The organism is Devosia sp. SL43 (assembly GCF_021729885.1).
Lineage (GTDB): Bacteria > Pseudomonadota > Alphaproteobacteria > Rhizobiales > Devosiaceae > Devosia.
Map to the genome: position 1 here is coordinate 2,401,971 of NZ_CP063401.1, position 21,970 is coordinate 2,423,940.

The 21,970-nt window shown below is 63.9% G+C and carries 19 protein-coding genes; 11 read left to right on the forward strand and 8 right to left on the reverse strand.

Annotation, left to right across the window (positions count from 1 at the left end):
• Positions 1-243: 243 nt before the first annotated feature.
• The 10 genes from ytfQ to IM737_RS11770 all read left to right on the forward strand — a co-directional run bounded on the left by ytfQ (position 244) and on the right by IM737_RS11770 (position 10,745).
• Positions 244-1,170: a galactofuranose ABC transporter, galactofuranose-binding protein YtfQ gene (gene ytfQ, locus IM737_RS11725; RefSeq protein WP_236899912.1), complete on the forward strand. Its 927-nt coding sequence runs from the start codon at positions 244-246 to the stop codon at positions 1,168-1,170.
• Positions 1,171-1,337: 167 nt separating this feature from the next.
• Positions 1,338-2,855 carry a sugar ABC transporter ATP-binding protein gene (locus IM737_RS11730; RefSeq protein WP_236894113.1) on the forward strand — a complete coding sequence of 506 codons (1,518 nt, stop codon included), beginning with the start codon at positions 1,338-1,340 and terminating at the stop codon, positions 2,853-2,855.
• Complete coding sequence (locus IM737_RS11735; protein ID WP_236894114.1) at positions 2,852-3,856, forward strand: ABC transporter permease; 1,005 nt, start codon at positions 2,852-2,854, stop codon at positions 3,854-3,856. Before IM737_RS11730 ends, IM737_RS11735 begins: the two co-directional genes overlap by 4 nt.
• Positions 3,853-4,827 carry a galactofuranose ABC transporter, permease protein YjfF gene (gene yjfF / locus IM737_RS11740; protein ID WP_236894115.1) on the forward strand — a complete coding sequence of 325 codons (975 nt, stop codon included), beginning with the start codon at positions 3,853-3,855 and terminating at the stop codon, positions 4,825-4,827. The genes IM737_RS11735 and yjfF overlap by 4 nt, the downstream gene beginning before the upstream one ends.
• A gap of 1 nt (position 4,828) precedes the next feature.
• Entirely contained in the window at positions 4,829-5,566 is a 738-nt protein-coding gene (locus IM737_RS11745) for a FadR/GntR family transcriptional regulator (RefSeq protein WP_236894116.1), read from the forward strand.
• Between the two features lie 75 nt (positions 5,567-5,641).
• Positions 5,642-6,598: a hypothetical protein gene (locus IM737_RS11750; RefSeq protein ID WP_236894117.1), complete on the forward strand. Its 957-nt coding sequence runs from the start codon at positions 5,642-5,644 to the stop codon at positions 6,596-6,598.
• Complete coding sequence (locus tag IM737_RS11755; RefSeq protein WP_236894118.1) at positions 6,595-7,470, forward strand: HesA/MoeB/ThiF family protein; 876 nt, start codon at positions 6,595-6,597, stop codon at positions 7,468-7,470. The genes IM737_RS11750 and IM737_RS11755 overlap by 4 nt, the downstream gene beginning before the upstream one ends.
• The gene (locus IM737_RS11760) at positions 7,467-8,672 is read left to right on the forward strand and encodes a hypothetical protein (RefSeq protein ID WP_236894119.1); all 1,206 of its coding nucleotides are present in this window, start codon (positions 7,467-7,469) and stop codon (positions 8,670-8,672) included. Before IM737_RS11755 ends, IM737_RS11760 begins: the two co-directional genes overlap by 4 nt.
• Entirely contained in the window at positions 8,659-9,765 is a 1,107-nt protein-coding gene (locus IM737_RS11765; RefSeq protein ID WP_236894120.1) for a GNAT family N-acetyltransferase, read from the forward strand. Before IM737_RS11760 ends, IM737_RS11765 begins: the two co-directional genes overlap by 14 nt.
• On the forward strand, positions 9,762-10,745 hold the full coding sequence (locus IM737_RS11770; protein ID WP_236894121.1) for a hypothetical protein: 984 nt from the start codon (positions 9,762-9,764) through the stop codon (positions 10,743-10,745). The genes IM737_RS11765 and IM737_RS11770 overlap by 4 nt, the downstream gene beginning before the upstream one ends.
• On the opposite strand, the gene IM737_RS11775 is transcribed toward IM737_RS11770, so the two are convergent.
• From IM737_RS11775 to IM737_RS11790, 4 genes are all read right to left on the reverse strand, one after another.
• The gene (locus IM737_RS11775) at positions 10,732-12,417 is read right to left on the reverse strand and encodes a c-type cytochrome (RefSeq protein WP_236894122.1); all 1,686 of its coding nucleotides are present in this window, start codon (positions 12,415-12,417) and stop codon (positions 10,732-10,734) included. The two genes, IM737_RS11770 and IM737_RS11775, sit on opposite strands and share 14 nt — an antisense overlap.
• Positions 12,418-12,424: 7 nt before the next feature.
• Positions 12,425-13,411: an SDR family oxidoreductase gene (locus IM737_RS11780; RefSeq protein WP_236894123.1), complete on the reverse strand. Its 987-nt coding sequence runs from the start codon at positions 13,409-13,411 to the stop codon at positions 12,425-12,427.
• A 104-nt stretch (positions 13,412-13,515) separates the two neighbouring features.
• Positions 13,516-14,502, reverse strand: a complete 987-nt coding sequence (locus IM737_RS11785; RefSeq protein ID WP_236894124.1) for a phosphoribosylaminoimidazolesuccinocarboxamide synthase — start codon at positions 14,500-14,502, stop codon at positions 13,516-13,518.
• Positions 14,503-14,651: 149 nt separating this feature from the next.
• On the reverse strand, positions 14,652-16,535 hold the full coding sequence (locus IM737_RS11790) for an alpha/beta fold hydrolase (RefSeq protein WP_236894125.1): 1,884 nt from the start codon (positions 16,533-16,535) through the stop codon (positions 14,652-14,654).
• Positions 16,536-16,781: 246 nt separating this feature from the next.
• Between IM737_RS11790 and hisD the strand changes: the two genes are divergently transcribed.
• Complete coding sequence (gene hisD / locus IM737_RS11795) at positions 16,782-18,062, forward strand: histidinol dehydrogenase (protein ID WP_236894126.1); 1,281 nt, start codon at positions 16,782-16,784, stop codon at positions 18,060-18,062.
• A gap of 60 nt (positions 18,063-18,122) precedes the next feature.
• On the opposite strand, the gene IM737_RS11800 is transcribed toward hisD, so the two are convergent.
• From IM737_RS11800 to IM737_RS11815, 4 genes are all read right to left on the reverse strand, one after another.
• Positions 18,123-18,824: an RraA family protein gene (locus IM737_RS11800; protein WP_236894127.1), complete on the reverse strand. Its 702-nt coding sequence runs from the start codon at positions 18,822-18,824 to the stop codon at positions 18,123-18,125.
• A 151-nt stretch (positions 18,825-18,975) separates the two neighbouring features.
• Positions 18,976-20,013 carry a cupin domain-containing protein gene (locus IM737_RS11805; protein WP_236894128.1) on the reverse strand — a complete coding sequence of 346 codons (1,038 nt, stop codon included), beginning with the start codon at positions 20,011-20,013 and terminating at the stop codon, positions 18,976-18,978.
• Positions 20,014-20,146: 133 nt separating this feature from the next.
• Positions 20,147-21,217 carry a LacI family DNA-binding transcriptional regulator gene (locus IM737_RS11810; RefSeq protein WP_236894129.1) on the reverse strand — a complete coding sequence of 357 codons (1,071 nt, stop codon included), beginning with the start codon at positions 21,215-21,217 and terminating at the stop codon, positions 20,147-20,149.
• On the reverse strand, positions 21,202-21,966 hold the full coding sequence (locus IM737_RS11815) for an SDR family NAD(P)-dependent oxidoreductase (RefSeq protein WP_236894130.1): 765 nt from the start codon (positions 21,964-21,966) through the stop codon (positions 21,202-21,204). The genes IM737_RS11810 and IM737_RS11815 overlap by 16 nt, the downstream gene beginning before the upstream one ends.
• Between the last annotated feature and the right edge of the window lie 4 nt (positions 21,967-21,970).

Sequence of the window (21,970 nt, forward strand, 5' to 3'; positions counted from 1 at the left end):
CGGGAATCCATTCTCGGTTCCGCGTGCGAGAAAGAGTGGATTCCCGCTTTCGCGGGAATGACGCGAGGGACAAAATGGACGGCGAAGGCCTCCTCACCACCTCGTGAGAATCCCTATTTACATATAATAGTACTTTATATAGCGTCCTCTCATCGCCGCAGGTGAACACGCCGTGGCGTCCATTGGGAGGACATCGTGAAATTCATCACCACGCTCGCCATCGCGGCGAGCCTCACTACCGCTTTGACTTCTGTTTCCTTCGCCCAGGAAAACCTGAGCGGTCTGGTCATTGGCTTCAGCCAGATCGGTTCTGAGTCCGGCTGGCGCGCTGCCGAGACCTCGGTCACCAAGCAGCAGGCCGAAGCCCTGGGCATCGACCTCAAGTTTGCCGATGCGCAGCAGAAGCAGGAAAACCAGATCAAGGCCCTGCGTGGCTTCATCGCCCAGGGCGTCGACGCCATCCTGGTTGCCCCCGTGGTCGCCACCGGCTGGGAAGACGTGCTGACCGAAGCCAAGGAAGCCGAAATCCCGGTCATCCTGCTCGATCGCGGCGTCGATGCACCTGAAGACCTGTACCTCACCTCCGTCGCCTCCGACCAGGTTCTCGAAGGTCGCGTTGCCGGTGAATGGCTGGTTGCCGAAGTCGGCGATGCCGACTGCAAGGTCGTCGAACTCCAGGGCACCGTCGGCTCCACCCCGGCCATCAACCGCAAGCAGGGCTTCGAAGAAGCGATTGCCGGCCACGCCAATATCGTGATCGCCCAGAGCCAGACCGGTGACTTCACCCGCGCCAAGGGCAAGGAAGTCATGGAAGCCTTCATCAAGTCGTCCAACAATGGCGCCGACATCTGCGCGGTCTATGCCCATAACGACGACATGGCCGTTGGCGCCATCCAGGCCATCAAGGATGCTGGCCTCAAGCCCGGCACCGACATCAAGGTCGTCTCGATCGACGCCGTCCCCGACATCTTTGCCGCCATGGCTGCCGGCGAAGCCAATGCCACCGTTGAACTGACCCCCGATATGGCCGGCCCGGCCCTCGCCGCTCTCTCGGCTTTCCTCGCCGACGGCACGGAACCGGAAAAGTTCATCATCACCGAGTCCAAGCTCTACACCCCTGCCGACGATCCGCAGGGCGAGTATGACCGCCGCAAGGGCCTGGGCTACTAAGCTCGGATTATCACTTGCCACCGGACGGCACCTCCCCCTTGATGGGGGAGGTTGGGAGGGGGTGTTGAGAGCCACAATATCGGGGCTCCCGCATCCCCTTCCTCGATCTCTCCCCATCGCGGGAGGGGGTCGACTGATCGCTCGGTGGTCACCAGGGGGAGCGGCGCATGGCGGATAGCAACTACGTGCTCGAAGCACGCGGCGTCATCAAGATTTTCGGCAATCATGTCGCGCTCGACAACGTCGATTTCGGCCTCAAACCCGGCGAGGTCCACGCGCTTCTCGGCGAAAACGGCGCCGGCAAATCCACCCTTATCAAGATCCTGACCGGCGCCTACCAGCCCGATGGCGGCGGCGTCTATGTGGACAATGCGCAGGTGTCGCTCGACAACCCGCTGCATGCCCAGACCTTCGGCATCGGCACGGTCTATCAGGAGGTCAACCTCCTGCCCAACCGCTCGGTCGCCGAAAACCTATTCCTCGGCCACCAGCCGCGCCGCTTCGGCCTCGTCAACTTCCGCAAGATGGAAGCCGACGCCCGCACCATCCTGGCCAATTACGATCTCACTATCGATCCATCGAGCGAGTTGGGCAGCCACTCGGTCGCCGTGCAGCAGATCGTCGCCATCGCCCGCGCCGTCCAGCTCTCCGGCAAGGTGCTGATCCTCGACGAACCCACCGCCAGCCTCGACCGCAACGAAGTCGAGCGCCTGTTCGAGGTGATCCGCGGCCTCAAGGCCAAGGGCCTCGCCATTATCTTCATCACCCATTTCCTCGATCAGGTCTTCGCCATCGCCGATCGCGTCACCGTCTTGCGCAATGGCAAGCTGATCGAAACCCGCCAGCTCGACGGCGTCACCCGCACCGATGTCGTCCGCCTGATGCTGGGCAAGGACATTGCCTTTTCCGGCGCCACCGACGTCGAGCCCGACGCCACGCTCGACGAGGTACTGCTCGAGTTCAAGGGCTATGGCCGCAAGCGCAGCGTGCTGCCCTTCGATCTCACCATCCACAAGGGCGAGGTCATCGGCGTCGCCGGCCTGCTCGGCTCGGGCCGCACCGAGATGGCGCGGCTGATGTTCGGCGCCGATGCGGCCGATCAGGGCAGCGTCACCGTCAACGGCAAACCCACCGCCATCCGCAAGAGCACCGACGCCATCAAGCACGGCTTCGGCTTCTGCCCGGAGGACCGCAAGGCCGAGGGCATTCTCGGCGACCTCAGCGTGCGCGAAAACATCATCATCGCTTTGCAGGGCAAACTCGGCTGGTTCCGCGCTCTCAATCGCGACGAACAGCTCGAAATCGCCGGCAAGTTCAGCGAAAGCATGGACATCCGCGCCGCCTCGCTCGACATGCCCATCAAGCTCCTGTCCGGCGGCAACCAGCAGAAGGTCATCCTCTCCCGCTGGCTCGCCACCGATCCGGCCTTCCTCATTCTCGACGAGCCCACCCGTGGCATCGATGTCGGCGCCCATGCCGAAATCGTCCGCACCATCAACCGGCTGCGCGACGACGGCATGGCCATGGTGGTCATCTCATCCGAGCTCGACGAAGTCGTCGCCTATAGCTCGCGCATCGTCGTCATGCGCGATCGCGAAATGGTCGCCGAACTGCGCGGCAAGAACATCAATCCCGGCGTGATCGTGCAGGCCATCGCCAATAACCCCGACGAGGCCGTGGCATGAAACGCCTGCATCTCGAACGCCTGGCCAATCCGCAATTGCTGGCTTTGGCCGGCGTGCTGCTCATCAACTGGCTGCTGTTTCCCAACTTCTTCCGCATCACCTGGCAGGACGGGCGCCTGTTCGGCAGCCTGATCGACGTGCTCAATCGCGGCGCGCCAGTGGCGATCCTCGCCATCGGCATGACCGGGGTCATCGCCACCAAGGGCGTCGACCTCTCCGTCGGCGCCATCATGGCGGTGTGCGGCGCCGTCGCGGCCACCATGGTCGTGGCCGGCTATCCGACGCCGATCGCCGTCATCGCCGCGCTCTCGGTTGGTCTTGTCTGCGGCCTGTGGAATGGCTTCCTCGTCGCCGTGCTCGATATCCAGCCCATCATCGCCACTTTGGTGCTGATGGTGGCCGGTCGCGGCATCGCCCAGCTGATCACCGAAGGCTATATCGTCACCTTCAACGACCCGGCGCTGATTTTCCTGGGCACCGGCTCCTTCCTCGGCTTCCCCATGGCCATTGTCATCGCGCTTGTGCTGATGATCCTGGTGTCACTGCTGGTGGGCAAGACCGCGCTGGGCCTCTTCATCCAGGCCATCGGCGTCAATCGCGCCGCCGCGTCTCTCGCTGGCATCCATAGCCGCATGCTGCTGATGCTGGTCTATGCGCTATCCGGCTTCTGCGCCGCCATTGCCGGCGTCATCGTCGCGGCCGATATCCGCGGCGCCGATGCCAACAATTCCGGGCTCTGGCTCGAACTCGACGCCATCCTCGCCGTGGTCATCGGCGGCACCTCGCTGCTCGGCGGCAAGTTCTCCATCCCGATGGCCGTTGTCGGCGCCCTGATCATCCAGGCCATGAATACCGGCATCCTGGTTTCCGGCTTCCGGCCCGAATTCAACCTGGTGGTCAAGGCCGGGATGATCATCATCATCCTGCTGATCCAGTCGCCGTTTGCCGCGCAATTGTTCACCCGCCGCAAGCTGGTGCCGACCAAAGGGACGTCAAAATGAAGCGCAGCCTGCGTCCACTGGCGGCGACCGCCCTCATCTTCATCCTCGCCTATGCCTTCAGCGTCCTGCAGTTTCCCAACATGCTGTCGACCCGCGTGCTGGGCAACTTCCTCACCGACAATGCCTTCCTGGGCATTGCCGCCGTCGGCATGACCTTCGTCATCATCTCCGGTGGCATCGACCTGTCGGTGGGCGCCGTCATCGGCTTTACCGGCGTGTTGATCGCCGTTCTGGTCAGCTGGCTGGGCTTTCACCCGCTCGTCGCCTTCGCTATCGCCCTGGGCGTCGCGGCCCTCTTCGGCGGCGCCATGGGCGCTGCCATCCACTACCTCCAGGTGCCCAGTTTTATCGTCACTCTGGCCGGCATGTTCCTGGCGCGCGGCGGCGCCTCGGTCATCACCCAGGATTCGGTGCCGATCGAGCATGACTTCTATCGCCTGCTGTCCGATCTCGTCATCCGCCTGCCCGGTGGCGGCCGGCTGAGCTTCATCGGCATGCTGATGGTGTTGGTCTTCCTGGTCGGCGCACTGCTGGCCCACCGCACCCGCTTCGGCTCCTATGTCTATGCCCTGGGCGGCAATACCACTTCAGCCTCGCTGATGGGCGTGCCGGTTGGGCGCACGACCGTACAGATTTACATGCTGTCGAGCGTACTCGCGGCTCTGTCGGGAATCGTCTTTTCGCTATACACATCGGCGGGTTATCCGCTGGCAGCGGTGGGCGTCGAGCTCGATGCCATCAGCGCGGTGGTGATCGGTGGTACACTGCTGACCGGCGGCTATGGCTTCGTGCTGGGCACCTTTGTCGGCGTCATGCTGCTGGGGCTGGTGCAGACCTACATCATCTTCGACGGTACGCTGTCGAGCTGGTGGACAAAGATCGTCATCGGCGTGCTGCTGTTCTTGTTCATCGTGCTGCAGCGGATCATATTTGCCGCCTCCGCCCCCGGAGAGAAGTCCGAGAAAGCGTAGCATGATCGAAGCAGGCAGCCTTATTCGCTCGTTATCCGGGCGACCTGCTGCACGGAATTTCCATACCTTCGTCATCAACGAAATCGGCCTGGGCATCGTCACCGGCAAGTTTCCGGTCGGCTCTATCCTGGCCAGCGATGCCGCCATGATGGAGAGCTACGGCGTGTCGCGCACGGTGCTGCGCGAAGCGCTCAAGACGCTCGAAGCCAAGGGCATGATCGAGGCCCGCCCCAAAGTGGGCACCCGCGTCTCGCCGGCCAGCCGCTGGAGCTTCTTCGATCCGCAGGTGCTGAGCTGGCATTTCTACGCCAAGCCCGACCGGCGCTTCTACGAGAGCCTGTTCGATATCCGCCTGTCGCTCGAAACCCGCGCGGCGCAGCTGGCCTGCGAGCGCCGCACCGCCGACAATATCCGCCTGATGAAATACTGGCTGCACCAGATGGACCTGGCCGAGGACAACCTCGAAGCCCACGGTCTCAGCGGCCTCGAAATCCACCGCGCCATCGCCGAAAGTTCCGGCAACACCCTGCTGCGCTCGGTCACCGGCATTGTCGAACTAACGCTGGCTCTGGCGCTCAAGTCGCTTGGCGATACCACGACGTCGGACTACCAGAAAACCGCGCTCGCCGCCCATACGGCACTGCTGACCGCGATCGAACACAACAAGCCATCCGACGCATCGACGGCCGTCGAACAGATCATCGCCCTCGACAATGCGCGGGCGACGACGCTGCTTTAGCCTTCCCCACCACGACCTGCCTTGTGCGGATTGAACCGCCTCGGCAATCTGCTATCCATCAGCAGGACCACCACAATGGCGGCAGGCAGCATGGAACGACGCTTTCTCGATCTCAGCCTGCCCGTCGGCCAGAGCCGGCGCATGCGCATCGTCGAGCGCCCGGGCCTATGGATGGCGCCCGATGCCCTGGCGAAGCTGGTCGCGCAGGTCCGCCAGATCGCCTCGCGCACGCTGGCCGACAAGGATCTCGAATATGGCATCTTCTCGGGCGACAAGTCGCGACTGGAATCGACCTTCATCACGCTTGTCACCGACAGCAAGACCGGCGCGCCCATCGCTTTCAACGCCCTGCCGGTCATCCCGCTCGAACTCGACGGTCGGCCGGTCGAGCTGCTGCATCTGGGCCTGGTCATGGTCGATCCCGAACAGCGCAGCAAGGGCCTGAGCTGGGTGCTCTACGGCCTCACCTGCTTCCTATTGTTCATCCGCAATCAGGGCCGGCCGATATGGATTTCCAACGTCACCCAGGTGCCCGCCGTGGTCGGCATGGTCACCGAGACCTTCTCGGAGGTCTATCCTGATCCCAAGACCAATGCGCCGCGCAAATTCCGCCATCTGGTGCTGGTCCGCCAGATCATGCGGTCGCACCGCTACGTCTTCGGCGTCGGCCCCGAGGCCGGCTTCGACGAAGCGACCTTCATCATGACCAACTCCTATACCGGCGGCTCGGATAACCTGAAGAAGACCTTCGAAGCGGCGCAGAAGCACCGCCAGCCGGTGTTCAACGACTTCTGCCAGACCCACCTGGACTATGTCAGGGGCGACGACGTGATCCAGATCGGCAAGCTCGACCTGGCCGCCGCCCGCCGCTACCTCACCGACATGGTGCCCAAGGGCGCCCTCGGCTTCGTCCTCGTCGCCTCACTGATGGCGCTGGTCCAGCGCGCCATCCTGCCCGTGGTGCAATGGCTCGACGCCGACCGCGAATTCGGCCGGTTGCGGCCCAGGAAGCCAGGAGCGAGCAAGCCATGAGCTTCACCTACGCCGAATTCACCAACCGCAATCTGGGCTTCATCGATGCGGCGGGGCAGGAGAAGCTGCGCCAGGCCACCGTCTTCGTCTGCGGCACCGGCGGCATGGGTGGCGCCGCCGTGCTGGCCCTGGCCCGATCAGGCGTCGGCAAGCTGATCCTGGCCGATATCGACACGTTCGAAATCGGCAACATGAACCGGCAGGTCTTCGCCTTCATGGATACCGTCGGCCAGCACAAGGCCGAGGCCACCGCCGAGCTGATCAAGACCATCAATCCCGAGATCGAAACAACAGTCTACAAGGACGAGTGGCCCGACCATGCCGAGGCCAGCATTCGCGCCAGCGCCGTCACCATCAACGGCACCGACGATCTTGCCGCCAGCCTCCTGCTCTATCGCACCGCCAGGTCAGCGGGCAAAACCATGATCGACGCCTATGCCTCCTCGCTCCCCTCGGTCTATGTCACCCGCCCCGGCGACCCCATGCCCGAGGAACGCCTCGGCTACCCCACCATTGGCACCGCCTGGAACGCCCTGACATCAGAGCAGCGCGGCGAGGCCTTCATGCGCGAGATCGAGCATGTGATGGTCCATTCCTCGGCCCGCAAATATATCGACATGGCCCTGGCCGGCGAAATGGCATCAGGCAAGCGCAAGCGCATGTCGTTCGCCCCCATGGTGATCACCACAGGCATGCTGATGGCCTATGAAACCATCGCCATCATCCTCGGCCAAAAGACCAAAACCGACTGCCGCGGCTGGTTCTTCAATCCCTATGAGGGCAAGGTCGAACGGCCCCTGCCCGGCATTCTCTCCGCCATCATCACCCCGATCGCCCGCCGCGAAATCGCCAAGCTGGTGAACGCCACGTGAGCGTCGAGCACTCGCTTCTCGCCGATAGCGTCGTATCCGGCACTGCCCTTGCCGGAACGCTGGCCGCCATCGTGGTCATCCGCGCCCGCGCCACCATGGACGGCCTGTCGAGCCGCTTCGTCTATGCGCTTGTCGTCGTCGCTCTCGTGCTTGCCATGCGGCTCCTGTCCTGGAATCTGCATCAGGGCATCTTCGAAACCCTGACCCGGCTCTTTGCCGCCTGGATACCGCTGGCGGCTCTGGTCGTGATTGAGGGCCTGCAGCGTCGCCATGCGCCGCAACTCCTCAAATATGCCGCGCTGATCGGCGGCATCATCTTCTCGCTCTTTGCTTTCCTCAGCGGCAATCTGGGCTTTCCGCTGTATTTCCTTCTAGCCTTCCAGCTCGCCGGCTTCGCTGCCATCTATCTTCTGGCGCTGTTCGGCAGCAATGAGGGACTGACCCAGCAGGAAAACCGCGTCATCGCCCGCATCCGCTTCGCTTTGCCGATCCTGGTGATCTTCCTCGCCAGCGACTACGGCATCTTCGAACAGGTCCTGCCGATCCGCGCCTCGGGCGTCGCCATCCTGTTCTTCTGCTGGATGGCCATCGGACCCACCAGCGCGACAACGGGCCGGCAGGAAGCCGCCTTCGCCTTCGCCGTCACGGCCCTCCTCGCCATCATCGTCGGCGCCGCGGCCACCAACATGTCGCAGATGGATTGGGGCTTTGCCGTACAGGTCTCGGCCATGGCCCTCTGCACCGGCATCCTGGCTCTGGTCCTCAACGAAGCCATGCGCGCCTTCGCCGAAGGCCGCCGCGACGACGTGCTCAAGGCCCTCGCCGCCGCCGACACATCCGATGTCCGCGCCTTCATGACCTCGGTGGCTGACGCCTCGCCCCTCGAAGGCTCGACCCTGCTCGACGACGACGAACTCTCCGACTTCGACGCCACCGCCCTGCGCGCCGCCTTCGCCAGCAAACCGGTATTGAGCCGCCGCGACCTACCGCTCTTTGCCGACGATGTCAGGCAACAGCTCGACAGCCTCTTCATCACCTATGACGCCACGCACCTCATCCTGCTCTCGGATACGCCGCTGATCCTGGTTGCCACCACGCTCCCCTCGGTGGGCCGCAATTCGGCAGTCGAAACCGAGCTGGCACTGGTCCAGCGCATGGCCATGCTCGTCTCGACCCGCGAGGCCCGCAATGGAACTGCGTGAGGGCGATTTCGAAGCCTTCTTCGCCGCCCCCTTCGCCGCCTATGGCGACACCACACCCTACGTCTCGCCGATGAAGTCCGACCTTCGCCGCTTCTACACAGCCGGCGAAAACCCGCTCTTCCCGACCTCGGACAATTTCGCCCTCTTCACCGCCCATCGCGACGGCCAAATCCTGGGCCGCATTGGCGCCCATGTTCACCCCGCCTCCAACGAGACCCACGGCACCAACAAAGCCTACTTCGCCTATTTCGATTGCGCTGATGACGCCGAGGCGGCCGCCGCTCTGCTGCAAGCTGCTGAAAGCTGGGCCCGCAAGCGCGGCTTCGACACCCTGGCCGGCAACTTCAACCTCACCGCCATGCAGCAGATCGGCGTCATGACCGGCGGCTTCGATGGCGTGCCCTATGTCGATCAAGTCTATGGCCCGCCCCACATCGCCAAACTGCTCGAAGCCAACGGCTACGAGGCCTATTTCCCGATGCAGACCTTCGAGACCGATCTCGAAGCCTTCCAGCCCTCCAGCATGCTGGGCCCGGCACAGCGTGAAATCCTCGCCTCACCCGACTGGAGCTTTGCCCCCGTCACCGGCAAGGACATCCCCGCTCGCCTCGACGACGCCCGCACCCTGCTCAACAGCGGCTTCGCCAACAACCCGATGTTCGTGCCCTTGACCCGGGAGGAATTCGACTTCCAGGCCAAGGAGTTGAAGTGGATCATCGACACCCGCATCACCTCCGTCCTGCACTATCAGGGCCAGCCAGCCGGCGTCGTCCTGGTCATCCCCGACCTCAACCCCTTCATCCGCGCCACTCGCTCGCGCTTTTCATGGACGACACCCTGGCATTTCCTCGTCAACCGCCTCCGGCGCGACCGGGCGCTGGTCGTCTATCTCTCGGTGCGCAGCGACCTGCAGGGCAAGGGCATCATGGGCGCCATGCTGGCCACGCTGCTGCCGAAGATGCGCGAGGCCGGCTACAAAAAGCTCGGCATCACCTGGATCTGGGACGAAAACCACGGCAGCCTGCGCCAGATGGAGCGCATTGGCGCCAAGCCGCTGCATCGCACCCATCTCTTCCGTAAGGCGCTCACATGACCCGCCTCGCCCCACCCGACCTGCTCGCCCTCGCCGCTGAGGCCAACCTCGCGCCCAGTGTTCACAACACCCAGCCCACCCGCTGGCGCCTTGAGCCCGGTGGCGACGTAACCCTCATCGCCGACGAAAGTCGTCGGCTGAAAGTCGGCGACCCCGCCGGCCGCGACCTCCGCGTCTCGCTCGGCGCCGCGCTCGAGGCCACTGTGATCGCACTGTCGGCCCGCGGGCTGACCTGGCAAACCGCTCCACTCATCGATCGAGCCGAGGCCAGCGGCAGCCTCCGCGAGGGCGCCACGACCGATCCCCTGCATACCGCGATCCCGAACCGCTTCACCTGGCGCCGCCCGTTTGCACCGGCGACAAGCCAACAGGCGCAGTCCCTTGATGGCTGGGCCGCGACCCGCGACGACATCACCCTCGTGGACCACGACGGCCTGGCTGCTATCTCCGAATTCAACGAACACGCCAGCCTCGGCTTCTTCCGCAATGCCAGCTATCGCGCCGAGCTGTTGTCCTGGATGCGCCTCTCCGCCAGCGACCCATGCTTCGGTCGCGATGGCCTGTCGGCGCCCGCGCTCGGCATGTCCAGGCTAGAAGCCCTGGGCGCCGGCGTGGTCTTGCGCGACCCCTGGTTTGGCCTCCTCGACCGCGTCGGCCTGGCGCCCTCACTGATCTCGGAGCACGCCCGCACGAAGACAGCGACCGCCGTCCTGTTGTTCCACCGCCCCGACGGCGAGAACCCGGCAGAGACCGGTCGCGCGCTCTATCGCCGCTTGCTCGAAATCACCACGCTGGGCTTTTCCACCTGGCCCATGGCCGTGCTCGCCGACGATCCAGATACCGCAGCCCAGCTCAAGCGCCGCCACGGCATTCCGGACGGTCACCGCCTGATCAATGCGTGGCGCACCGGCATCGTCCCGCAAGGCGCAGCAACGCCCCGCCGCGAACGGTTGCCCGCCGAAGCGCTCATAACAGCTTGAGATATTCCAAGAGCGCCGCCTTGTCCGGCTCGCTCATCGTATCAAACGGCAGCTCATGCCCCGTGGCATTGAGGCCCGGCACCGCCGTATCGATCCGCACCGGCTCGGCCCAGGGCACATAATCCGGCGGCGTCGCCCAAACGCCGCCCTGCATCACGCCCGCCACGCCGACCCGCGTCAGGTCCAGCGCATGCCCGCCCACATCGAAGGCAGCGGGCCGCTGGTCCGGATGCATCAAGTGCCATAGCGTCGGCACACTGCCATTATGCAGATAGGGCGCACTCGACCACAGCCCCGTCAGCGGCGGCGCCACATAGTCCGGCGCCAGCCGCCCCTTCAGCAGCCCGTCATAGCCCAGCCCGTTGACCACATCGACGGTGGCCTGGTCGAACAGCTCGATATAGGTCCGGTCCGTCCCCACATCGCCCTGCCAATTGGGGAATTCGACCAGTTCTGGCGCAACCACACCCGCGCCGTAGGCCCCGTGGCAGGCCGCGCAGGCATCGGCATAAACCGCGCTGCCGCGCTCAGCCAAAGCCGCGTCGATTGCCCCAGGAAACGGTTGCGGCTTGTATTGTTTGAGCCAGGCGAAGATATGCGCCCCATCCTCAACATGGCCAGCCGCCGTTGCCGGGCTGGTTCCCATGCTCGGCACGGTGAAGAACGCCGTCAGTCCCGCCAGCGCCCGTAGATGTGCATCGGTGATGTCCTCGGCCCGGACCACCCGCTGCGGTTCCTCGCCCGGCACGCCATAGGCGCCCGAGGCCAGGAGCGATGACCGCCATATCCGGCCCCCCAGTTCCGGCACCGAGATCGGTGCGTTGCGCTCGGTCATCTGGTCGATGGAAATCACGCCGAAGCGGGCCTGCAGCGCCTGAAGCCCATTAGTGGCACCCGAAGTGCTGACCTCGAACGGCAGCAACCGCCCGATCGTCGTCTCCTGCTGCGCTACCAGCGCATCGACCTTGGGCAGGACCACGGTCTTAAGCGCCAGCCATTCCCGCCAGTCGGTATCGGGATAGAGCTTCTCCACCGCCGCCCAGATGAATTCGTCGTCCTCAGGCCGGTCGCGCAGGGCCGCATAGAGCTCGGTCACATAGCGCTGCAAGTTGATCGAGCCATTGGGCGTGCCCAGCCACACCGCCGACGTATCCGGCCTGCCATCGGCGCCGTAGAACACGCTGGCATGGCATCCAGCGCAGGAAATATTGCTGATCGTCAGGCCAACCGGCGGCAACACCCGCCCGGCAAAGCCGATATTCTGCCCCAGCGGTCCCGACAGTACCGGCTCGGTCAAATCCTCCGGCCAGTTGGCGATCCGTGTCGGCGTCACGAAGCCATAGCTGCGGAACATCGCCGTCACCACATCGGGCGTTACGCCATCGAGATGCCCCCCGGCGTGGCGCAAGGCCAGCAAAGCTGTCGCCAGCTTCCACGGCGATGCCGACACCTCCAGTGCCTCAGAGCCCAGCGCCGAAAAATCGCCAAACGCGAAATAGACCGCACCCTGCTGCTCTGGTGTCAGCGCGACGCCGTCGAATTGCGCCATTGCCGCGCTGCGGGCTTGTAGGTGTCCCGTCAGCGCCCCGGCCGGATCGCCATCGACAACGAGGCCCGTGGCGAGCAAGCCAGCCAAGGCGACCACGGCAATGACGACTATCCGCTTGATCATGCCGACGCTAAGCCTGTCCCAGCGCCGACTGTTCGCGACAAATACGATCGACCAGTGCGTCGAACTCACCCTTGGGCGGACGATTGGCGGCAAGCCGCTGCCTGAGATGCGCAATCGGCTCGGCCAGGATCTCGTCGAGCGTATCGGCGCAGGTGAAGTCGCCTGCCACTTTCTTGACCTTGGAATTGTCGAAGATGGCGCACCACCCCTTGTCGCCGGTCAGCGGGCCGATCCACTCAGGATTGTAGCGCACCAGCGTATCGGTCGGCACATGCACGATCTTGGCCTCGACACCCAGCAGCCGCGCGATGGCCTTCTGGATATCGTCCCAGATGAAGGCCTTGTCATTGGTGATGTGGAACGCGTCCATGAGCGCCCGTTCGTTGCAGAAGAGGCCGACAAACGGCACCGCAAAATCCACCGACCGCGTCAGCGTCCACGGCGTATGCCCGTCGCCGGCCACGATGGTCGGTTCGCCATCGAGCATGCGGCGGGCCATGATGTCGCTATCGCCCATCATGATGGGCAGGCCGGTGCGCACGGTGTGGCTCGGCCGCACGATGGTCCAGTTGAGGTTCTGGCTGGCCTCAAGCAGCTTTTCGCAGGCGATCTTGTTCTGGCTATAGGGCCAGTAGGGATTGATCGCCGGCGTCTTCTCGGTGATCACATAATGGCTGGCCGGCTTCTCATAGACCGAGGCCGAGGAGATGAAGATGTACTGCCCGCAATGGCCGGCAAACACCTCGATATCGCGCGCCACCTGATCGGGCGTGAAGGCGATGAACTGGCACACCACATCGAAATTCGCGCGCGCCAGATCGGCATATTCCGGTCCGGCCAGCTCACCGACGATGGAGGTCACGCCATCGGGCAGCGCCTCGCCGCGCTTGCCGCGATTATAGACGCTGACCGCATGGCCCTGCGCCACGGCGCGCTCGACGCAGGGGTAGGAAATCTGGCCGGTCCCGCCGACAAACAGAATACGCAATGCCATCTGAAAAACCTTCAATCAAACCGAGTTAAGTCCACTGTTCTAGCCCGGAAACGGTCTTGTCGCGAGGCGTCCCGCGTGATGCGGCTGCGGGAAATGGAGCCGCATCAACCAGCGTGTAACATCCGCAACGCCGACAGGACGCGCTCCTGTACCGGTGGCGTGGGCGCCGGCGGCTCGAAGCTCTGCCCGGTAATCCGTTCATAAGCGTCAACGTAGGTCAACGCCGTCTTCCAGATCAGCTCGGGCGGAATTTCAGGCACTTCGGCGCCATACGGATCGCATCGCGCCGCGACCCATTCGCGAACCACGTCCTTGTCGAAACTGTCAGGGCGCTTTCCGGCAGCAAGGCGTTCGGGATAGGTGTCCGCCCGCCAGTAGCGGCTGGAATCGGGCGTATGGATTTCATCGGCCAGGCGCAGGTTGCCCTCCGCATCGAGCCCCAACTCATACTTGGTATCGGCGAGGATCAGTCCACGCTCGGCGGCCAGCGCCTGCCCCCGGGCGAACAATGCCAGCGCCGTTTCACTGACCTGTTGCCATAGCGCCGGGCTGAGCAATCTCCGCTCGACGATCTCGCTTGCCGTAAGCGGCTCATCATGGGCGCCATCGGTCGCCTTGCTGGTCGGGGTGATGATCGGCGTCGCCAGCTTCTGGTTGTCGACCAGGCCATCGGGCAGCACCTGCCCATACATCTGCCGGCGGCCGGCCCGATACATGGTCAGGATAGACGTGCTGGTCGTGCCCGCCAGATAGCCGCGCACCACCACCTCCACCGGCAGGATGTCGAGACGTCGGCCCACAACGATATTGGGGTCGGGATAGGCAAGCACGTGGTTGGGGCAGATATCGGCGGTGTGCTCGAAGGCCCAGCGGGCGATGCCATTGAGCACCTGCCCCTTGAACGGGACACAGCACAGCACCCGGTCAAACGCCGAAAGCCGGTCCGACGTGATCAGAATACGCCGCCCATCCGGCAGGTCGTAATTGTCCCGGACCTTGCCGCGATAAAGGCCCGGCAGACCGGGGTCGATCGCCTCCCTCAGTACCTGGTGGCGGCTTGCCTCCAGCCTGGTTTGGTCGATCGTGGACATGGCGGTCTCCCTGGCGCGGCAAATAAAATCGTCCGGCGAGCTGTCACGCAGGAGCCGGCGAAACATGCTGCAGACGCCACAGCAAAGTCCAGGGTTTAGTCGTGGCAATGGGCCGGCAGGTCGTCACCCACCGGCCCTCTTGGTTGATGCTATGCCGCTTCGGCGAGCTGGCCGAGCTTGACCTGAACCAGCAGGCTCAGCTCGTCATAGACGTTCCACTCGTCGACGATCTTGCCGTCTTTCCAGTGGTAATGGCTCATGCCCATCACCTGCACGCGCTTGCCGGTCGGATCGCCCAATTCGCCCAGGATGCCGTAGCCGAGGTGGTGGCCTTCCATGATCCAGCGCACGGCAACCTTGGTGCCGCCTTCGTCGCAGGGATTGGACGCCACATGCTGGACTTCGTAGCTGGCATCCGGCAGCGAGCCGATCAGCCCCAGATGCTGGTGGATGATGGCCGCGACGCCATAGAGCTCCTTCATCAGCGGACCATGATATTGCGCATTGGGCGCATAGTCCTGGGCGATGCGCCCGAACATGCGCTTGGTGAACACCTCGTGCAGCATCTCGATGGTCTGGGCTTCCACATCGTTGTGCGCCAGCGACGTATCGGCCTTCTCATTGGGCGGCGTCTGGCCGAGGAAGCGGCGGTTCTCGCCGATATCGAGTGAGGTGAGGCCAGCATCGAATTTCTGCTTGGCCGTCCGTGCTGCGAAGTGGTTCGGATCGAGCCCAAGCTGCTTGATGATGGCCATCTGGTCGGCCACCACCCACTCGCGATAGATCTTGTTGCGATGGATCATGCAGTCGGCAATCGTCCGGCTGACGAAGGGCTTGAAGGTCGGCTGGCCGAGATGGCCATACTGGGTGTGGCGGCCAGAACCGGTCACCAGATGGCTGGTGTAGAAGCCGTCCTGGTCATTGCCGTTCCAGATCACCTGCGTACCCATGCCGCGCCGCTCGGGGAACGAGACCAGCCGCTGGATGGTGTCGCGCACCACATCCTCGCGATTGTAGATCGTGCCGGTCGTGCCATAGAGCACGCAATTATGCGTGTAGTGGGTGTAGATCAGCCCGATATCGCGCTCGTCCCAGATCTTGTGGGTGCAGCGGATGATGTAGTCGACGATGTCGGTATAGATGTCATCGAAGCCATCGAGCGACTGGCTGCGCGGGCGATCGTTCGGCGCCAGGTCGGGATAGTCGCGGCGCTCGACCTGCAGTACATTTTCTGAGTTGCGGAGAGACGGAGAGCCGCCCTTGGCTTTGGGGTTGGTCTCATTGTCGCTCATGATTGCTCCTTGGTCGTCTGCCGGAATGGCGTGATCAATATCGGTCCAATCCAGCCACTGGCGCACATGACGCGCCACTGCGGCCGAATTTTCAAGCGGAGCGAAATGCCCCGCCGCTGGAATGGTAAAGAACCGGGCGCCCGGAATGGCTTCGGCCATCTCGCGATGCGCCTCAAGCGGGCACACCTGCTCCGCCTCGCCGGCCAGGATCAGCGTCGGCACACTGATCGCGGCCAGCCGTGTCCGGCTGTCGACGCGATGGATCGCCACCTCGGACTGGCTGGCCAGGAGATCGGCGCCCGCATCAACCGCCATGGCTGATATCACCGCCTTCAGGTCGGCGCTGCCGACATTCACAGGCGCGACCAGCCTGCTCCAGCTGTCCGCGATATAGCCCGCCATCCCGTCCACACGCGCCTTTGCCACGGCCGCATGGCGCGTCGCCGCATTGGCCTCCGGATCGGGTCGCGGCGTCGTATCGATCAGCGCCAGCCGCGCGATGCGCTCCGGCGCCTGCGCCATCATCTCCAGCGCCACGATGCCGCCCAGCGAAAATCCCAGCAGCGAGAACCGCTCCGGCGCATGCCTGAGGATGCGCGCGGCGAGATCAGGCGTCGATGCCGCGCCGCTCATGTCGACCACGGTGGCGATCGGCACGCCCAAACGCTGCAGCATCGGTTCGAACAGCCTGATATCGCAGACCGTGCCCGGCAGCAGCAATAGCGGCAGGGGCACCGTCACGGCACCCTCCAACTCAACCGATGCGGGGATAACTCTATTCATCGCCATCCGTTCGCCTCGACCATCGAGGCCCACCCCGACCAATGGCCGAGACCGATTTCACCAAAAAACTCTGGCAAAATTTGAATACGTATGCAAGATCAAAATCGGTTGGTCACCGAGCACTGTTTTGGCCGACCAAGAGCATCAAGACCTCCAGCATGCTTGCTGCATGCCGGTGACATTTCGCAATTCGGAGTTCCTGCGATGACCACCTCACCCTTCCCCGGCGTCACCTATGTAAAGGCCCCCGAGCGCTCTTCCATCGGCGACAATGCTCCGGTCGAGGCGCTGGTCAGCGAGATCATCGCCAATGTCCGCAAGAACGGCGATGCAGCGGTCAGGGAATATTCGGCCAAGTTCGACAAGTCCGACATTGCGGCCTTCGAAGTCACCCAGGCCGAGCGCGAGCAGGCTTTGGCCGAGCTCGACCCGCAGACCCGCAAGGACACCGAGTTTGCCATTGAAAACGTTCGCAAATTCGCCCAGGCCCAGCTCGCCACCATCCTGCCGCTAGAGGTCGAAACCCTTCCCGGCGTCCATATGGGCCACCGCGTCATTCCCATCCAGCGCGTCGGCTGCTATGTCCCAGGTGGCCGCTATCCCCTTCTGTCGGCTCCGATAATGACCATCGTCCCAGCCAAGGTCGCCGGTGTCGACGAGGTCGTCGCCTGCCTGCCACCCAACGCCCACAAGGCCATGATCGCCGGCTGCCACCTCTCCGGCGCCGATCGCATCTTCAAGATCGGCGGCGCCCAGGCCATCGCCGCCATGGCCTATGGCACCGAGACCGTCCCATCCGTCAATAAGATCGTCGGCCCCGGCAATGCCTTCGTCAACGAGGCCAAGCGCCAGGTGTTTGGCCCGGTCGGTATCGACCAACTCGCTGGCCCGTCAGAGATTTTCGTCGTGGCTGATAGCACCGGCGATGCCGAAATGATCGCCACCGACCTTCTTGCCCAGGCCGAACACGACATCCGCACCCGCGTCGGCCTGATCACCACAGACCGCGCCCTGGCCGAAGCCACCCTGGTCGAAGTCGAAAAGCAGCTGCAGACCCTCTCGACCGCCAATACCGCACGCGAAGCCTGGATCAACTACGGCGAAATCACCGTCTGCGAAGACGAAGGCGCGATGATCGCCTATTCCGATCTCATCGCCGCCGAACACCTGCAGGTCCACACGGCAGACGCCAAGGGCTTTGCCAAAAAGCTGCGCAACTATGGCAGCCTTTTCATCGGCGAACTGGCCAGCGTCGTCTATTCCGACAAGTGCAGCGGCACCAACCACACCCTCCCCACCATGGGGGCGGGTGCCTATACCGGTGGGCTGTGGGTCGGCGCCTATGTCAAGATCGCCACGCATCAGTGGCTGAGCGAAGACGGCGTCAAGCAGGTGGCGCCACCGGCTGCCAGGCAGTCGGCGAGCGAGGGGCTTGAGGGCCATCGCCGGGCGGCCCAACTGCGACTGGATCGGATGCAGGCATAGTTCTCGCAGTCGGGAATCCTCTCCCGCTTGCGGGAGAGGGGGACCACGCGTAACTGCGAGCTACGAGATATTATCCGCCTCGCCCCAAGCCGCCCTCAGCTTCTCGACCGTAAACCCCGGCGCCCGGGCAGCAGTGAGTATCGGCACTTCCTTGCGCATCACCACGTCGATCGCCCAGGCCATGCGCTCGATATGCTCGGCCGGAATCACGACCGCGCCGTGCCGATCGGCGTGGATCAAATCCCCTGGCCGCACTGTCATCCCGAACACCGTCACCGGACAATCGAGCTCGGTCACATGCACGAAGGCGTGGCTCGGTCCAACCGCCCCGGCAATCACCTGGTAGCCCTCGTCGAGCATGCCCAGGTCGCGCAGCACACCGTTGGTCAATGTCCCCGCAATGCCCAGGCCCTTGTGCTGCGCCACCTGCATTTCGCCCCAGAAACCGCCAATGACATGTGGGTAATCGGTGTCCTCGATGACCACAACGTTGGGGCCATCGCCACCGGCAACATACTCATAGTAGTGCATCCGCAGCGCCCGCACCTCGGCCGCAGGCTTCTGCGCTGGTGACGATGCGCGGATCTTGGCGGTGCGGGCAAAACCCACCACCGGCGGCAGGGACGGGTCGGCACAGACGACGGGGGTCTTGGTGAAACCCTCAGCGGTGCGACCGCCCATGACGTGTTCCAGGGCGTTGCAGACGGTGGGGGTGTCAGCCTTGCGCAGAGCGGTCAGGACTTCGGGTGAGATAGATGGCATTGAGGTTCCTCCTTGCAGGGAGGACCACTACGCCAGCCACACCCCGGATCGTCACCCTCGGGCTCGACCCGAGGGCTCTGTACTTGTTGCGCGTTCCGTCAGCGCAGTGCCCTCGGGTCAAGCCCGAGGGTGACGTGCTGTGGGTAGCTGGCTACTCCGCTGCCTGTGCGGTCGCGAACTGCGGCGCTGCCGGAGCCGCCGCCCCGCGCACCACGAACGCAATCGCATCAGCTGAAGCCGGGTTGCGGAAGCCATGCGCCAGGCCGATCGGAACGGTAAGGGTATCCCCCGCCCCAAGGATCAGCTTGCCGTCGGCCCAGTTGACCTCCAGCGTGCCCGATTGCACGAACAACACTTCCTGTTCCGCGCGGCTATGCGCGGGAATGGTCGCGCCGGTCTCAAGCTTCAAGCGGCGCAGCGCAAAGCCATGGTTCCAATGCCCGACGATGGGCCCGGCCTTGAAGCCATCGGCGGCGTCGACGTCGCCGATGAGAGCGGCCTCTTCGACACCCTCGCCGGCCAGGGCCGAGCCCGGATTGACCTTCATATCGGCGGCCTTGACCGCATACTTGGTCAGTTCCGACATCGGCGGCGTCGCCAGTTCCCTGAGCTTTTCGGCGGTCGGGGGCTGCTCGAGTTCGGCGCCCTCAGGCACCTTCTCGCCCAGCGTGGTGTCGATCAGCTTGCCGCCCTTGAGCAGTTTGAGACCGAAATCCTCGGCCATCTTGAACACTGATGGAGCCCAGACCACCTTGCCCGGATCGTCGTGGCCGAGCACGACATAGAGGAAGCCGGTGCCCTCGTCGCGCTTCTCGAAGCCGCGGAACATGTGGGTCGGCACGGTCGCCACATCGCCCGGCTCGACGTCGAGATAGCCCTCATCCTTGTTGGCGCCGAAGACAAAGCGCCACTTGCCGGTATGGACCACGAAGGTCTCGGCCGTCAGGTGCGAGTGCTGCGAATTGGTGCAGCCAAAGGGCTGCCGCGCGGCGCCAACGTTGAAGCCATGCGCCTCGGGGATATGCACCACCTGCGCCGGATTCTCGCTCACGCCCGGCCCGATGATGGTGAAATTCTCTTTCCGGTCCGAACCGGGCGTCCGCGCATCGATGAAGGCGTTGCGCAACCCCTTGAGGTCGGCATAGCGCACCAGGCGCTTTTCCATTTCGGTCTGGGTCCACTTGGTCATGGGGTCGGTCCTTTCACTCGCAAGACGGGGATAAGATGGATAGATTTTGCATACGTATGCGCAGCGCGCGCTAGACGCATGGAATCGTTGACAATCTGGCATGCGGTCGAAGAGGCGACGAGAAGTACAAGCATCACGCCTCCTTGGGCCGATAGATCTGCTGACCGTCGCGTTCGACGATCCCGGTCTTGGGCAGGCGCGCCGAGGTCCGCACGATCAGGTCGCCATTGAGAATGCGGTGCTCGGCCTCGATCTCGCCGCTGGCGATCTGGTCCATCAGGATGTCGATCGTGGCCTCCACCATGCGCTTGAGCGGCTGGCTCATCGAGGTGATGCCATAGGAAGTCCAGCGTGCCGGGCCGACATCGTCATAGCCGATGATCGACAGGTCCTCAGGCACATTCAGTCCGAACTCGTGTCGCGCAACATCCATGACAGCGACGGCCATATGGTCGTTGGCCACAAACAAAGCTTCGGGACGGTCGGGTCGCGCCAACATCTTGCGGGCGGCAGCTTCGGCGTCAGGGCGCGAATAATTGCCGGTTTCGATGATGACATCGGCAAATCCCGCCGCGGCCAGTCCTTCGATATAGCCTTGCTGGCGATCGCGATTGGTCGATGAATTCTCCAGACCCGCAATATAGCCGAAGCTCTTGTGGCCGCCGGCCACGAGGAATTCGGCGATGCGCTTGCCGCCTTCCCGGTTGCGGGTGGTGACGCTGGATACGGCGTCGCGCTCGGTCGTGCGGTTGAACAGCACCACCGGAATTCCGGCCGTGGCGCATTCTTCCGACAGTTCCGACGACAGCGAGGTCGAGGCCAGGATGATGCCGTCGACGCGATATTGCATGAGCTGGTCGAACACCGGATCGCTGTCGCGATCCTTGAAGCCGGTGAACAGCAGCAGGTGGTAATTCTCCGCCGACAGCGCCCGGCCCAGTTCCTCGAGCACATCGGGGTAGAACAGGTTTTCCAGATACGCCATCACTACCGCGATAATGCGCGAGCGGTTGGTGATCAGCGAGCGGGCGATGGCATTGGGCCGGTAGCCCAGCTCCTTGGCCGAAGCCAGCACCTTGGTACGGGTCTTGGAGGAGATCGAAGCACCCGGTGTAAAGGTACGCGAGACAGCCGACTGCGAGACGCCGGCATGCTCGGCGACCTGGCTGGAGGTAACGCCCGGCTTTTTTACTCCGATGTCCATCCGCCATCCACCAATAGAGAGGCGCCAGTCACCAGCGCAGCGGCATCGGACGCCAAAAACACGATCGGCCCCATAATGTCCTCGATCCGACCCAACCGTCCAAGCTTGATCTTGGACAGCACCCACCCGCGGAAATCGGGATCGCTGAGGTTCTTGGCCGTCAGCTCGGTCTCGATGAAAGTCGGGCACACTGTATTGACCCGGATATTATGAGGCCCCAGCTCGATAGCCATGGCCTTGGAGAGCCCTTCAACAGCAAACTTGCTCGCGGCATAGACGGCGCGGCGCGGTCCGCCGACATGGCCCATCTGCGACGAGATGTGGATGATCGACCCGGGCAGCCCCTGCCCCAGCAGCCGCGCCACCACCGCCTGCGAAACGAACAGCGTGGCTGAAAGGTTGAGGTCCATCACGGCCTGATAGTCCGCTGGCGTGATGTCACCAAAGCTCGAATGGCGCGCCGTTCCCGCCGAATTGACCAGCACCTGGAACGGCTCGACATCGTCAATGAAGGTCTTGACCGCCGCGACATCGGTGATGTCGAGCGCCACGCCCTCGGCTGACAGACCAGCAGCAGCCATCTCGTTGACCACGGCCTCGATATCGGTGGCTGTCCGCGCAGCAATCGTCACCGCGGCACCGGTTTCGGCCAAAGCCACCGCCGCACCCAGCCCGATGCCGCGCGTGCCCCCGGTGACGAGGGCGCGCTTGCCATCAAGACGGAAGCTGGGGGTGCGTGGCAGGCCCATTTTG